Source organism: Bacillus sp. FJAT-52991, from assembly GCF_037201805.1.
Classification (GTDB): Bacteria; Bacillota; Bacilli; order Bacillales; family Domibacillaceae; genus Bacillus_CE; species Bacillus_CE kandeliae.
This window is the reverse complement of sequence record NZ_CP147404.1, coordinates 2,696,425-2,710,827: the sequence shown is the minus strand read 5'-3', so window position 1 is coordinate 2,710,827 and position 14,403 is coordinate 2,696,425. Positions and strand designations below refer to the sequence as shown.

The following is a 14,403-nucleotide window of genomic DNA, read 5'->3' as shown; positions in this document are numbered from 1 at the left end:
AAAAATAAATGCTGATTAAGTTGACAATCCAGTATATAATTGTCTTTACACTAGTAAAAGAGGTGTAAGGAAGGTGTCATTATGAAAACATTTTTGCAGAAAAAAGGAATTTCTTTATCTCCGAAGGTTTATTTTGTTGATGCGCTTAGCTTTATGGCGCTTGGGCTATTTAGTTCATTGATTATTGGACTTATTACTAAAACGATTGGTGAGCAATTATCTCTTCCGTTTCTTGTCGAAATGGGCAAACTGGCGATGGGTTTAATGGGACCAGCCATTGGTGCAGCTGTGGCATATGGCTTAAAAGCACCGCCTCTTGTGCTGTTTGCTAGCGTGATTACAGGAGCAGCAGGTGCGGCACTTGGCGGGCCTGCCGGCAGTTATGTGGCAGCACTATTAGCAACGGAAGTGGGGAAAGCTGTTAGTCAAACGACAAAGATAGATATTATCGTCGCTCCTTTTGTGACAATTTTAACGGGGTATTCGGTCGCCGCTTTTTTAGGACCGGGTATTGATCAGTTTATGAAATTTTTTGGAGGTTGGATTGAGTGGGCCACATTGCAGCGACCGATCACGATGGGCATTTTAGTGGCGGTGCTGATGGGGCTGGCACTAACCGCTCCGATCTCGAGTGCGGCGATCGCTTTAATGCTCGACTTAAATGGGCTGGCGGCTGGAGCGGCAACCATTGGGTGTAGTGCACAAATGATGGGCTTTGCTGTAGCAAGTTATCGGGAAAATAAATTTGGTGGTTTTATCGCTCAAGGGCTTGGAACATCGATGTTGCAAGTTCCTAACATCATTCAGCATCCACTTATACTGATTCCGCCGACGGTTGCAGGTGCGATTTTAGCTCCGATTGGAACAACTGTCTGGCCGATGATGAGCAATGCAGCTGGTGCAGGAATGGGGACCTCTGGCTTGGTTGGGCAGATCATGACCTTTTCTGTGATGGGATTTGAAGCCTCTGTCTTTTTGCAAGTCTTTCTACTTCATTTTATCGGCCCGCTTGTGATAAGCTTAGCGATATCTGAATTTATGAGAAAGAAAGGCTGGATATTGCCAGGCCAGATGACGATCTCAACGGGAGGGAACGCGAAATGAAACAATTAACATCAATAGAAGAATTTCAAGAGCTGAAAGAATCAGGCAAGCACATCTTTTTATTTTCCGCTGACTGGTGTCCGGATTGCCGTGTCATTGAACCGATTTTGCCGGAAATTGAAGCGAAATATAGTGAATTTACATTTGTGTATGTGGATCGCGATCAATTGATCGATCTTTGCGTAGAAATGGATATTTTCGGTATACCTAGCTTTGTTGCATTTGATCATGGGCAGGAACTTGGTCGTTTCGTTAGCAAAGACCGAAAAACGAAAGAGGAAATTGAACAGTTTATCGAAAAGTTATAATACACAAGGTCTGGTTCCTCATTGATGATGGCACCAGGCCTCTTTCATTAGGAGGGTTAAAATGGATTCAAAACAACTCAAACGAATTCTTGAAGAACGACTTCAAGGGGATCAGCGTTCTTTTTCTTACGATCGGGAAAAAGACGAATTAAGAATAGAAAATGTAGAAACAAAAAAAGGAATCACCATTTCTTTGCCAGGTATTATCGCCAAGTGGAAGCAGCATAAAGAAAAAGCGATTGATGAGGTTGCTTACTATGTGGAAGAAGCTCTAGCTGTTATGGGAAAAACACCTTCTTTAGCCCAGCAGGAAAAGCGGATTTTTCCAGTCATTCGTTCGACCTCGTTTCCGAAAGAGGCTGCGGAAGGCATGCCGTTCTTTACCGATGACCATACAGCGGAGACAAGAATTTATTACGCACTGGACCTTGGGAATACATACCGCCTGATCGACGAAAGCTTAATGAAAAAAGAAAACTGGAGCGCAGAGAGCATTCGAGAAATGGCTCGCTTTAATTTGCGTTCGTTATCGACAGAGTTAAAAAGAGATGAAGTGGCTGGCAATATATTTTATTTTTTAAATACAAATGATGGTTACGATGCGAGCCGTTTGTTAAATGATAAATTTTTGAAAGATATGAGTCAGCAAGTAGAAGGGGAAATGACGGTTTCTGTACCTCATGGGGATGTATTGATCATTGGAGATATTCGGAATGAAACGGGCTATGATGTGTTAGCGCAAATGACAATGAGCTTCTTCACAAATGGTCATATACCAGTGACGGCTCTTTCCTTTATGTATGAACATGATCGATTGGAGCCGATCTTTATTATGGCGAAAGGTCGCACGAAACAGTAAGAAGTCGTTTTAGAAAGAGCTTCATTTGTTGGTGATTGTCTGAAGTAGGATAAAAGGCTCAATGGCTCAAATTTCTCTATCAAAAAAGAAAAGAAAACTGTTAAAATGTAAAGTGATTCTTTACATAGAAAGAGTGATGACCTTGAGTTTGTTCAAGAAATTTATGGGATTGTTCCGAGAAGAAATCGAAATTGAAATAGATGAAGAAGTAGAAGAAACGATAGAAGAGAAGAAAGATGAAGTACCAGAACAGCCGAAAAAAGAAGAGAAGCGATCGTTTGTTCCACTTAAGTTGAAGCAAAAAGACGGACCAGAAATAGTGACAAAGGTGACCTATCAATACCCGTCGAGGGAGTTTCGCTTTCCAGCTTATTCAAATGAATGGACACGTCCGACAAGAGAGCGAATGCCAAGAGAATCATTTTGTGATGAGGAACCAAAAGCAAGAAAGCCTTATCCATCGGTTGGGTCCGTCAATAGTGAGAGTCGGGTGTCTAAGCGACCATTTAGACCAACAGAAATTCCGTCGCCGATTTATGGATATAAAAAGCCATCTGTCAAGCAAGAAGAAATCATTGAGCCTTTGATTCAACAAGAGCCTCTGCAACAGTCAGTAGCGAAAGAAGAGCCATTGTTGTTGTTTAAAGAGGAAGAGAAGCAGAAAGTATTTGATATCGAAGTGGAAGCGGCTTTTTCACCTCCAACACTACCTGTCAAGCAAGAAGTAGAAATGGAGGAGTCAATCAAAGCAGAACAACACTTGCCTCAAGCAGAAGTGGAGCAACAACAGTCTGTGTTTGTCTCAAATAATGAAGCTCAGCTGTTGAATGAGAAACATTATTGCGTAGAGGAGGCCATTCAAAACGAAGTGAGCTCATCTCAAGCTCAAGTAGAACAAAAAGAATTGGCTGCGCCTAGTTCCAACAAAGAAGGTAAATTACCGGATGAGAAAGCTCATTCTCGCGCCGAGGAACGAAAGCAGCGCCGAAGACAAACACCATTTAATGTGATCATGTCCAAGAACGATCGAGACTTGTGGAAAAAACAAAAAGAACAAAAGAAAGAAGTTGCCACAGTAACGCCAACCGCTTCTAAAGGCGCCGATGTGCAACAAGAAGTGATCGTTGAGCCTGTCCAACCGCAAGAAGAGGCATTGGATCTATCAGAACAGCTAGAAAAAGAGGTAACGGCAGAGCATTATGTCTTCCCCACCTTATCTTATTTACAGCCTCCTTCGTATCAAGAAGCGAGTCATGAGTGGGTCGAACATCAAAGTCAGGTGCTGAATGAAACGTTTAAAAATTTCAATGTGAAAGCCTCTGTTGTCAATGTCACTGTCGGTCCTTCTGTTACTCGGTTTGAAGTTGAGCCAGAACCAGGTGTAAAAGTGAGTAAGATTACGAATCTATCTGATGATATTAAGCTAAGCCTGGCTGCTCGCAACCTTCGCATTGAAGCGCCTATTCCTGGCACTCAAGTGATCGGTATTGAAGTGCCTAATAAGGAAAGTCGCCCGGTGTTGATTAGTGAAATCATCAAAAGTGAGGAGTTTAATAACGATCCTTCTCCGCTTACATCTGCGCTTGGTTTAAACATTTCCGGTGATCCAGTCGTGCTTGATTTGAAGAAAATGCCGCATGGCTTAATTGCTGGAGCCACTGGTTCCGGAAAAAGTGTGTGTATTAACTCGATTCTTGTTAGCTTGCTTTACAAAGCGGCACCACATGAATTGAAATTATTGCTCATTGACCCGAAAATGGTTGAATTAGCTCCCTATAACGGCATCCCGCATTTAGTGAGTCCAGTGATTACCGATGTAAAAGCGGCAACGGCTGCCTTAAAATGGGCGGTAGAAGAAATGGAGCGCCGCTATGAGTTATTTGTTCATGCAGGTGTTCGTGACATTACAAAGTTTAACGAGAAAGCCGAAAAATTAGGGAATAAAAGCGAGCATCTTCCGTTTATTGTCATTATTATTGATGAATTAGCGGACTTAATGATGATGTCGCCTGTCGATGTCGAAGAAGCCATTTGCCGTATTGCTCAAAAAGCTCGCGCCTGTGGCATTCATTTAATTGTCGCTACACAGCGACCGAGTGTAGACGTCATCACAGGACTGATTAAAGCGAATATTCCAACGCGAATTGCTTTTTCCGTTTCTTCTCAAGTTGATTCACGAACGATTATTGACAGTGGTGGGGCGGAAAAATTATTAGGACGCGGCGATATGTTGTTTTTAAATAATGGCTCTTCAGAAACGGTCCGTCTACAAGGTACTTTCGTATCAGATGATGAAATTGACGCGGTGGTCGAGCATGTGCGAAAAGAACAACAACCAAACTATCTGTTTAAACAGGAAGAGTTGTTGAAAAAAGCCCAAGTGCAAGAGACAGAAGATGAGCTGTTCCCTGAAGCATGTGAGTTTATCGTTCATCAAGGGGGCGCGTCGACTTCTTTATTGCAAAGACATTTTAAAATAGGCTACAATCGTGCGGCGCGTTTAATGGAAATGATGGAAACTCAAGGGTTTGTTTCTGAACAGCGTGCCGGAAAACCTCGAGAAGTACTCGTATCGGAAGAAGAATTACAAACAATAAATGATACTAGTACAATATTATAATACATGGTATTCTTTACTTGTATCTAACAGACTATAACAGGGTGAGCCAAGGTAGGGGAAATGGTTCACCCTGTCTTTCAGCAGTATGAATTAGAAAAGAGAGAACTAGTGAATACGAGGGAGCTTTTAGCAAATGAAAGAAATTGAGTGGAAGATGCAAGGAAAGATTAAACGGTTAACTAATTATACTTTTAAATTTGACGACCGAGTCAAGGAAGGTTGGTTTTCTGCGGTTTATTTTTTAAAAACGCGGGAACTTGCCGATAAATACCATAAAAATAATATTGTGACTATGCAATTTTTTCAAAAGAGTGAAGCAGTTCTTTGCGGTACGGATGAAGTCATTGCACTGATTCATGAATTTTCTGATCATCCAGAGGCGCTAGAAATTCATTCATTAAAAGACGGCGATAAAATTAGCCCGTTTGAAACGGTATTAACGATTACAGGACCTTATCAAGAGTTTGGCTATTTAGAGGGCATGATCGACGGGATTCTAGCGCGAAGAACTTCCGTTGCCACAAGTGTATATAATGTCAAAAAAGCAGCCGAGCTTTCAGGAAAACAAAAGCCGGTTATTTTTATGGGAGATCGTGATGATCATTTTATGCAGCAAGCTGGAGATGGGTATGCTGCTTATATTGGAGGCTCTACCGCTCAAGCGACCCATGCAATGAATGAATGGTGGGGGAAAGAAGGCATGGGAACGATGCCACACGCCTTGATTCAATTGTTTAATGGAGATATTGTTGCGGCAACAAGGGCTTATGAAGAAACATTCCCTAATGATGAGTTAATCGCTCTTGTGGACTATAATAATGATGTCATTACAGATTCATTGAAAGTCGCAAGGGCATTTGGCTCGAAGTTAAAAGGTGTTCGTGTAGATACGTCAAGAACATTGATTGATCAATATTTCCTGAGAAATCAAGAGACGCTTGGAACGTTTGATCCGCGCGGGGTCAATGCGGAATTGATTTTTGCCTTACGGCGTGCTCTCGATGAAGAAGGATTTCATCATGTGAAAATTGTCGTCTCTGGCGGATTCAATGAAAGTCGAATTGTGGAATTTGAAAAGCAAGGTGTTCCTGTTGATATGTATGGTGTAGGAAGTAGCTTATTGAAAATTCATATTGGCTTTACAGGGGATCTTGTGATGCTTAATGGTGAAGCGCAGGCGAAGGCAGGCCGACGTTATCGCCCAAATCCGCGTCTAGAAAAGGTAGAGTTTTAATATTTACAAGATTTGTTTTTGATGCACATAGTCAACGACATAAAAAAGTGATATAATAATTTACTGTGAAAGTTAACTGTCCGTCGTCTATATAGAGCAAAAATACGCTACTGACATATAATGCTTACGGATAGACGAATGTTGGAGGTTCTATTATGACAACCTATCATTTTGTAGGAATTAAAGGCTCAGGTATGAGCGCCCTAGCACAAGTGCTTCATGATAAAGGAGAGCGTGTGCAAGGTTCAGATGTAGATAAATATTTTTTTACACAACAAGCGCTAGAAGAAGCAGGAATCCTGATTCTTCCTTTTAACGCTGACAATATTCAGTCAGGCATGAAAGTTATAGCTGGGAATGCATTTCCAGATGACCACGAAGAAATTAATAAAGCAAATGAATTAGGCATTCCTGTGGTGCGCTATCACCAATTTTTAGGTGAAGTCATGCAGGAAAACATTAGCGTGGGGATTACAGGAGCACATGGCAAAACATCTACGACGGGTTTGCTATCTCATGTCGTTAGCGGAGCGAAGCCCACTTCTTTTTTAATTGGAGATGGTACGGGAAAAGGAGAAAGAGATGCGAAATATTTCGTGTTTGAAGCATGCGAATATCGTCGTCACTTTTTATCCTACTATCCAGACTACGCGATTATGACGAATATTGATTTTGATCATCCTGATTACTTTGCTGATGTTGCCGATGTTTTCTCTGCCTTTCAAGAAATGGCTATGCAGGTGAAGAAAGCAATTTTTGCTTGTGGAGATGATGAGCATCTGCAAGGCATTCAAGCGAAAGTACCGGTTGTGTTTTACGGATTTGCCGAGGAAAATGATTTCCAAGCGCGAAATGTAGAGCACGATTCAACAGGCACGACGTTTGATGTGTTTGTTCGCAATACGTTCTATGCTACGTTTAAAATTCCGATGTTCGGTGACCATAACATTTTAAACGCCTTGGCTGTGATCGCTCTTTGTCAGTATGAAGAAATTGACACAGATATCGTAAAAGCTCGCTTATTAACGTTTGAAGGAGTTAAACGTCGCTTTTCGGAAAAAAGGATAGGGACTCAAATTTTAATTGACGACTATGCCCATCACCCGACAGAAATTAAGGCGACTATTAATTCAGCTAGACAGAAGTATCCTGAGCGAGAAATTGTGGCCATTTTCCAGCCGCATACTTTCTCAAGAACTCAGACGTTTTTAGCTGACTTTGCTGACAGTTTGAGTGGAGCGGATGCTGTCTATTTATGTGACATTTTTGGTTCCGCCCGTGAGAACCATGGTAAGCTATCTATTGAAGATTTGCAGGAGAAAATCTCAGGTGCAAAACTAGTTAAAGAAGAAACGATTTCCCTTCTTAATGATCATCAAGGAAGCGTGCTCATCTTTATGGGAGCTGGAGATATCCAAAAATTTCAGGCGGCTTATGAAAGCTCAATGACCGAAGCGTAAAGAAGATTCTTAAGGCTGCTAGATCCATTCTGGCAGCCTTTTTGCTTGTCGTTTCCTTTATCTCGTGCGGATCGCTCCAGTCCATACGTCGCTGAACAGCGCTTTTCGCTTTTCTATGTCCAGCTCCAGCAGTCAGACTCTCGGTCATAAGCTGTCACGCCTATGTGGCAAAGAACGCCACTAAGGCGGTCCATCTTATGCCTGCCGAGTCTAAACGGCTGCTTCCGCTTTTCTTCTTGTCTAGCTACAGGCGCTAGCGACTAGTGTACTTCCACGATCCTCCTTGCGATAAGTCAGCATCGATTCACTAACGTTCATCGTGCTTCCTTTATCTCGTGCGGATCGCTCCAGTCCATACGTCGCTAAACAGCGCCTTTCGCTTTTCTTAATTTTATGCAGGATTTTTGTTGTTGGTGTCGAAGTAGTTTTAGTGGAGTAGGTTTATTATTTTTTAAGCAGGGTAACTTCATGAATATAACAATCGTAGGAGGTGTCACAGAATGGAAATTATTTTATATTTAAGTGCTGCAGTGGCGGCAATTGCTTTTTTCATTCTCGTTTTGAATGTGTCAAAAACATTGAAGTCTGTGGACAAAACATTAGACAGTCTGTCTAGAACGGTGGATCGTTTAGAGGGACAAATGCAAGGTATAACGTCAGAAACAGCAGAATTACTACATAAAACAAACGTATTAGCTGAGGATATTCAGCAAAAAGCAGGGCAACTAAATACGGTCTTTTATGCAGTGAAAGATGTTGGTTCGTCTGTGCAAAAATTAAATCAATCTGTTAAAAATGTGACGACGAATGTGGCTTCCGATCTAGAAAAGAATCAACACAAAATTTCTCAAGCTGTACAATGGGGAAGCGTCGTTAAACAAATGGTTGATAAGTTCAAAGAAAGAAAAGACAAAGAGTCCATGCAAATGAAAAATGAGACAGTGTTGGCTGATGCTAGTCAGCGACAAAGAAGCCATTAATTAAAAGGAGATGAATGTCATGAAGAAGAATAACCCAAACTATGAAAACTATGAAGCAAATCCAAATTATGATGATGGTAGCATGAATACGAAGGATTTTTTAATTGGTGCATTAATTGGAGGTATGGTTGGTGCAGCTACAGCTCTATTTTTGGCACCGAAATCTGGTAAGGAGCTTCGTGAAGACATCAATTTGCAAGCAGGTTCATTAAAAGAACGTGCTAGTGATTGGACGGATATCGCACGAGTGAAGGGCTATGACATCGCTGTTGAGGTAAAGGATAAAACAGCGAATTTAACAAAAATTGTACAAGAGCAATCTAACGTCATGATGGAAAAAGTCAAAACGTTATCTCCAGCGTTAAATGACGTAGAGGTAGAAGTAGAGGTAGAAATAGGAGTAGAAGAAGCGAAAAAACCACAAGAGGCGTTGCAAGAAACGGCTGCTACAATTACAGAGAAGCTAGAGGAAACGAAAAAAGCATTTGATGATACGGAAAAAACGGTTCATCAATCTGCTTCAGCTGACAACAAAAATAAAGCGGGTCAATAAAAAATGAAAACAGCGAGTCATTCTCGCTGTTTTCATTTTTTTATTGTAAAACGTATAATAAAAGTAAATTACTTTGGTGAAAGAAAGGTGAAAAGAATGGATAATATAGTGGAAATTACAGACTTTGAAAAATTACTAAAAGAGAATAATCGCTTTTTCTTTTTAAAACACAGCATAACATGCCCTGTTAGCAGTAAGGCCTATGATGAATTTCAATCATTTTTAAAGGAGAACCCTGAAGAGAAAGGTTATTATTTAGTGGTGCAGGAGGCAAGAGAACTTTCAAACTACATTGCTGACAAATTTATGATTACTCATCAATCTCCACAAGCGTTTCTCTTTAAAGATGGAAAACCTGTTTGGAATGAGTCCCATTGGAGAATTACGAAGCAGCAATTAAAACTTATATAAACCAAACCTTGCTACCGCCGTATTTACTAAGAATATGGCGATAGCAAGGTTTTTTGATAAAGTGAAACCTCAATCAGTGGGGGTTTTCTTCATCCCCCACTGATTAACAGAGGAACAAAGGCTAAGAGCGCAACGTCCTGTTGCAACGCCTTTGTAACCTGCATCGTGCAGGCCCGAACGGATCGGGCGTTTGCCCCCCACCCACATGCCTGCGCTCCGTCTGCCACGTTGAGGTGGGGGTCTTACAGCCCGTTAATGCGGGATAAATAGGTTGCTGAAAGCTATTTTTTTATGATCTCCCATTTAATTTCGAGGTGATCTCCTGGAAGAATCGGTTCATAAAAAGTGGTTTCTTCATTATTTTTTAAAATGTAAAACGTTTTTCCTTCTTGTTTAGGAATGGCGACTTCAACATGGCGGAATAAATCTTGAAAAATAAACCCTTGTGCTTGATCCATTTCTACAATGAGTTCATCTCCAGCATAGATAATATCTTCTGGATGTAATAAGACGCCATCTCGATAAAAGCGTGTAGCTTCCTTCGTAAGAGTGATTTCTTTTCCGTTAAAGAAGACGATAATCGACTGCTCGAATGGATATTGCTTTAAAGTGGCGATATCAGCTACTGTTCTTTTTGGAGCAGGGACCCATTCAAGTATTGATCTATCTTGAAGAGGCTGAGATAGCTTTTCCTCTCGTCCATTGACCCGTATTTTGGCAGATAGAGACGGAAAATAAGTTTTTTTATGATTGATGACAACAGAAAATGGAAGCAGTTCTTCTAGCCATGTTTGTTTCTGTTGAGATGGCAACCATTCGGCGATGGACGGATAGCGAGCTTCAATTACATCACTATCGGCAAGGGAAGTGTGCAAGCTGGCTTCTTTCCCATTAACGATAATAGATAAAGGAACTTCGATCACTTCGCCGTTTAAAGTGACTTGAATGCTCGTAGTGTTTTCTAGTAATTCATTGAGCTGTACACTTGCTGGCTGCCCGTCCTCTCCTTTCGTAATTTCAAGCTTATCATGATGATTCACTATTTCATCAAATCGGCACGGCTGCCCATTTTTTGTTAAAATAGGCAGCTTCCCATATTTTCCTGGGATGGTTAATAATTGACCGTTGTACGTAACCATTATCGCAAGTCCAGGTTTGCCATATAACTGATTGATCTTTAATCCAGCTGCTAGCAGGCAATCTCCTGCTGTTAACTTGTTTAATTCAAACAGACGAACGGGCTGCTCATTCACATACACGGTTTTGTATTGAAGCGGCCTTTGCTTCGATGTAATGGCGATACCGATCGGTGTAACGAGTGTTGGAGCATGAGCAATTTGATCGGCCATTGTCAATTCATTGATGGCTTCCGTTCCTCTGATCGCCACTCGGTTGTCGGCGAGTTGAAGTTTTTCCGCTAACAATTTAGGAAGTCCCGGGGTCAAGCTTCCGCCACCGACCATCATAACCGCTTGAGGAGCATTTCCATTATTCAATCGAATAATCTCTTGCTGAATGGCTTCCGCTAGTCGGTTGACTGCTTCATGACTCTTATCTAGCACCTCATCTTTTGAAAACAATGTCTCAAAGCCTAATATATCGGTTATTTTGATCGTTTCTTCTGTTTGCAGCTCTCTTTTCACTCGTTCAGCAATCGGGAAATCAAGCAAAAAATGATCGCTTAATGCTTCGGTAATTTCATCGCCAGCAATCGGTACCATTCCATAAGAAATGACGGTTCCAGCACTAGTGATGGCGATATCAGAGGTGCCAGCTCCGATATCAACAAGTGCAATATTTAACCGTCGCATCGATGGAGGAACGAGCACGTGAATAGCGGCAATGGGTTCTAACGTCAATGCTTCTATTTCTAGGTCTGCTCTAGCTAAGGCGGCAATCAATGATTCGACGACAACGCGCGGCAAAAAGGTCGCAATGATATCAACGGAGGCTTCGGTGCCTTGTTGATCTATTAAACTTGTAATTTCCTCTCCGTCTAATCGGTAATAAAGAACGGAATAGCCTACACAATAGTAATGACGATGCTGATCGAGTTGCTGTTTTTTAGCCGCTTTTACTTGTGCCTCCTGAACGGCGGATAGCTCAAGGTGAAGCACATCTTCTTGTGTCATGGGCTTGCCTGCTACTTGAATGGTTGCATGAGCTGTTTCCGTTTGTAACGCACGTCCTGCAGCCGCTACACAAGCCTTTTTCAATGGGCCATGCTTTTCTTCAAGTTCTGCTTTAATTTTGGCAATAATCGCTGCAACGGAGGGGATATCTTGAATTTGACCATCAAGCATAGATCGTTTTTTATGCTCATACATCACCATATCAATGACATGAAATCGATCCTCCTCTTGTTCGATAATCATACCTACTACGGATCTCGTTCCGATGTCTAAAGAAAATATACGATTGGATTGAACCAAAATGAATCACCTGCTTCTTAATGTTTACTTTTTTACTTTAATGCTTAAAAGCGTTTAACGATTGAAGTAACTTTTTCGTGACATTTTAATATCTTTGTTTTATAATAGTCCCTAATATATAAAATATATAACAAAATGACCCATTCTAATATGGTCTTTTATGATTCTTTCATAAAAAGAGCAGAGGGCTAGCTGTTGGGGGAATTCAATTACTAGTTGTTTGAAAATTACAAAATCAACAAGATGGAAGGATGAGGAATGTGAGTAACCAAGAATTAGATCAGTTGAGACAACGTGTTGACGAGATGAATGTGGAGTTATTAAAATTGATCAGCGAGCGTGCTACATTAGTTCAAGAGATTGGACGTGTAAAAGAAAAGCAAGGTGTTAATCGATATGATCCCGTTCGTGAACGAGCGATGTTAAATAAGATTATTGAAAGCAACGACGGTCCTTTCGAAACGTCTACCGTTGAACATTTGTTCAAAGAAATTTTCAAAGCAGGACTTGAGCTTCAACAAGATGACCATCGTAAAGCCCTTCTTGTTTCTCGGAAAAAGAAACCGGAAGATACAATCGTTGAGATTCGTGGGGAGGAAGTTGGTAAAGGAGCACCAACATTTGTGTTTGGTCCTTGTGCGGTAGAATCGTATGAACAAGTAGCTCAAGTGGCGCAAGCGATTAAAGATAAAGGCTTAAAGTTAATTCGTGGAGGTGCTTTCAAACCTCGTACGTCTCCTTATGACTTCCAAGGCCTTGGGGTAGAAGGATTGAAAATTTTAAAGAGAGTAGCAGATGAATTCGATTTAGCTGTTGTTAGTGAAATCGTAAATCCTGCTGATATTGAGCTTGCTTGTGACTACATTGATGTCATTCAAATCGGGGCACGTAATATGCAAAACTTTGAATTATTGAAAGCGGCTGGAGAAGTGAAAAAGCCAGTCTTATTAAAACGAGGTTTAGCGGCAACGATTGAAGAATTTATTAATGCAGCTGAATACATCATCTCTCGCGGGAATGATCAAATTATGCTTTGTGAACGTGGAATTCGTACGTACGAGCGTGCAACGAGAAATACATTGGATATTTCAGCGGTACCAATTTTGAAGCAAGAGACGCACTTACCAGTGTTTGTTGATGTCACTCATTCAACAGGTAGACGGGATCTGTTAATCCCAACAGCGAAAGCAGCCCTTGCGATCGGTGCTGATGGTGTCATGGCAGAAGTGCATCCAGACCCAGCTGTTGCCTTGTCTGACTCCGCTCAACAAATGAATTTGCAACAATTTGATGAATTTTATAAGGAAATTGTGAAAGCAATTCCTGTAAAAGCATAACTCCTGTGTTTTCACAGGAGTTTTTTTTCGTTAATATAGAGAAGAAAGAATGATTAAAGGAGAATGTTAAAAATTATGAATGTCACTATATATGATGTAGCAAGAGAGGCCAATGTATCAATGGCGACAGTTTCCCGCGTGGTTAATGGGAATCCAAACGTGAAACCAGCGACAAGAAAGAAAGTACTTGATGTGATTGAGCGACTTGGTTATCGCCCAAATGCGGTAGCGCGTGGACTCGCTAGCAAGAAGACGACGACAGTTGGTGTGATCATCCCTGATATTTCGAATATTTTTTATGCGGAATTAGCGAGGGGGATTGAGGATGTTGCGACGATGTATAAGTATAATATTATCTTAAGCAACTCGGATCAAAACAAGGATAAAGAGCTTCACTTAATTAATACGATGCTTGGTAAGCAAGTGGATGGGCTTGTGTTTATGGGAAGTCAAATTACAGAGGAACATGTGGAAGAATTTAAACGTTCACCAGTGCCGGTCGTATTAGCTGGATCGGTTGAATTGTCCGGACAAATTCCTTCTGTTAATACTAATTACGAAGCAGCAGCATACGATGCAGTGAAGTTACTGATTGATGAAGGACATAAGCAAATTGCCTATGTAGCCAGTCCTTTAAACGATACGATCAACAAAGAGTATGTGATTAAAGGATATAAGAAAGCGCTCATGGAAGCTGGTTTGCCAGTAGAAGAAGAATTCATCATTGAAGGTGATTATACGTACGATTCTGGATTAGAAGCGTGGACAAAGATTCAGCAACTATCGTCTAAACCAACAGCAGTATTTGTTAATAACGATGAAATGGCGCTAGGTGTCGTGCATGGAGCACAAGATAGTGGAGTCAAGATTCCAGATGACCTTGAAATTATTAGCTTCGATAGCTCTCGCCTGTCTTTAATGGTACGACCACAGCTCACGTCTGTGATACAGCCATTGTATGATATCGGTGCCGTAGCGATGAGGTTGTTAACTAAATATATGAATAAGGAAGAGGTAGAAAGTTCGATCGTTGTCCTGCCGCATCGAATTGAAAAAAGAGGGTCAACAAAGTAGATTTTCCACCGATATTAAAGATAGGTAGAAG

At 41.1% G+C, this 14,403-nt stretch carries 12 protein-coding genes; 11 read left to right on the top strand and 1 reads right to left on the bottom strand.

Features of this window, described 5'->3' with window-relative positions:
* The first annotated feature begins 81 nt into the window (after nucleotides 1-81).
* The 9 genes from WDJ61_RS13915 to ytxJ all read left to right on the top strand — a co-directional run bounded on the left by WDJ61_RS13915 (nucleotide 82) and on the right by ytxJ (nucleotide 9,529).
* Entirely contained in the window at nucleotides 82-1,104 is a 1,023-nt protein-coding gene (locus tag WDJ61_RS13915; protein ID WP_338750743.1) for a PTS sugar transporter subunit IIC, read from the top strand.
* Nucleotides 1,101-1,412, top strand: coding sequence for a thioredoxin family protein (locus WDJ61_RS13910; protein ID WP_338750741.1), 312 nt, complete (start codon nucleotides 1,101-1,103; stop codon nucleotides 1,410-1,412). Before WDJ61_RS13915 ends, WDJ61_RS13910 begins: the two co-directional genes overlap by 4 nt.
* A gap of 61 nt (nucleotides 1,413-1,473) precedes the next feature.
* Nucleotides 1,474-2,271 carry a DUF1444 domain-containing protein gene (locus WDJ61_RS13905; RefSeq protein ID WP_338750738.1) on the top strand — a complete coding sequence of 266 codons (798 nt, stop codon included), beginning with the start codon at nucleotides 1,474-1,476 and terminating at the stop codon, nucleotides 2,269-2,271.
* A gap of 61 nt (nucleotides 2,272-2,332) precedes the next feature.
* A complete protein-coding gene (locus WDJ61_RS13900; RefSeq protein ID WP_338750737.1) occupies nucleotides 2,333-4,891 on the top strand; it encodes a DNA translocase FtsK in 2,559 nt (852 codons plus the stop codon).
* Nucleotides 4,892-5,024: 133 nt separating this feature from the next.
* On the top strand, nucleotides 5,025-6,125 hold the full coding sequence (locus WDJ61_RS13895) for a nicotinate phosphoribosyltransferase (RefSeq protein WP_338750735.1): 1,101 nt from the start codon (nucleotides 5,025-5,027) through the stop codon (nucleotides 6,123-6,125).
* Between the two features lie 155 nt (nucleotides 6,126-6,280).
* On the top strand, nucleotides 6,281-7,585 hold the full coding sequence (murC, locus tag WDJ61_RS13890; RefSeq protein ID WP_338750733.1) for a UDP-N-acetylmuramate--L-alanine ligase: 1,305 nt from the start codon (nucleotides 6,281-6,283) through the stop codon (nucleotides 7,583-7,585).
* Between the two features lie 500 nt (nucleotides 7,586-8,085).
* Nucleotides 8,086-8,565, top strand: coding sequence for a DUF948 domain-containing protein (locus WDJ61_RS13885; protein WP_338750731.1), 480 nt, complete (start codon nucleotides 8,086-8,088; stop codon nucleotides 8,563-8,565).
* A gap of 19 nt (nucleotides 8,566-8,584) precedes the next feature.
* On the top strand, nucleotides 8,585-9,118 hold the full coding sequence (locus WDJ61_RS13880) for a YtxH domain-containing protein (protein WP_338750729.1): 534 nt from the start codon (nucleotides 8,585-8,587) through the stop codon (nucleotides 9,116-9,118).
* Between the two features lie 96 nt (nucleotides 9,119-9,214).
* The gene (ytxJ, locus tag WDJ61_RS13875; protein WP_338750727.1) at nucleotides 9,215-9,529 is read left to right on the top strand and encodes a bacillithiol system redox-active protein YtxJ; all 315 of its coding nucleotides are present in this window, start codon (nucleotides 9,215-9,217) and stop codon (nucleotides 9,527-9,529) included.
* A 281-nt stretch (nucleotides 9,530-9,810) separates the two neighbouring features.
* On the opposite strand, the gene WDJ61_RS13870 is transcribed toward ytxJ, so the two are convergent.
* A complete protein-coding gene (locus WDJ61_RS13870) occupies nucleotides 9,811-11,961 on the bottom strand; it encodes a cell division protein FtsA (protein ID WP_338750725.1) in 2,151 nt (716 codons plus the stop codon).
* Nucleotides 11,962-12,221: 260 nt separating this feature from the next.
* Here WDJ61_RS13870 and WDJ61_RS13865 point away from each other — a divergent pair, with 260 nt between their 5' ends.
* Both WDJ61_RS13865 and ccpA read left to right on the top strand, forming a co-directional pair.
* Nucleotides 12,222-13,298, top strand: coding sequence for a bifunctional 3-deoxy-7-phosphoheptulonate synthase/chorismate mutase (locus WDJ61_RS13865; protein ID WP_338750723.1), 1,077 nt, complete (start codon nucleotides 12,222-12,224; stop codon nucleotides 13,296-13,298).
* A gap of 75 nt (nucleotides 13,299-13,373) precedes the next feature.
* Nucleotides 13,374-14,372 (top strand): catabolite control protein A, encoded by a 999-nt coding sequence (gene ccpA, locus WDJ61_RS13860; RefSeq protein WP_338754803.1) that lies wholly within the window; start codon nucleotides 13,374-13,376, stop codon nucleotides 14,370-14,372.
* The last annotated feature ends 31 nt before the right edge of the window (nucleotides 14,373-14,403 follow it).

Coding starts and splice junctions, on each gene's coding strand:
- WDJ61_RS13915 (WP_338750743.1), top strand. CDS start 82: ATGAAAACATTTTTGCAGAAAAAAGGAATTTCTTTATCTCCGAAGGTT.
- WDJ61_RS13910 (WP_338750741.1), top strand. CDS start 1,101: ATGAAACAATTAACATCAATAGAAGAATTTCAAGAGCTGAAAGAATCA.
- WDJ61_RS13905 (WP_338750738.1), top strand. CDS start 1,474: ATGGATTCAAAACAACTCAAACGAATTCTTGAAGAACGACTTCAAGGG.
- WDJ61_RS13900 (WP_338750737.1), top strand. CDS start 2,333: ATGGCTCAAATTTCTCTATCAAAAAAGAAAAGAAAACTGTTAAAATGT.
- WDJ61_RS13895 (WP_338750735.1), top strand. CDS start 5,025: ATGAAAGAAATTGAGTGGAAGATGCAAGGAAAGATTAAACGGTTAACT.
- murC (WP_338750733.1), top strand. CDS start 6,281: ATGACAACCTATCATTTTGTAGGAATTAAAGGCTCAGGTATGAGCGCC.
- WDJ61_RS13885 (WP_338750731.1), top strand. CDS start 8,086: ATGGAAATTATTTTATATTTAAGTGCTGCAGTGGCGGCAATTGCTTTT.
- WDJ61_RS13880 (WP_338750729.1), top strand. CDS start 8,585: ATGAAGAAGAATAACCCAAACTATGAAAACTATGAAGCAAATCCAAAT.
- ytxJ (WP_338750727.1), top strand. CDS start 9,215: ATGGATAATATAGTGGAAATTACAGACTTTGAAAAATTACTAAAAGAG.
- ccpA (WP_338754803.1), top strand. CDS start 13,374: ATGAATGTCACTATATATGATGTAGCAAGAGAGGCCAATGTATCAATG.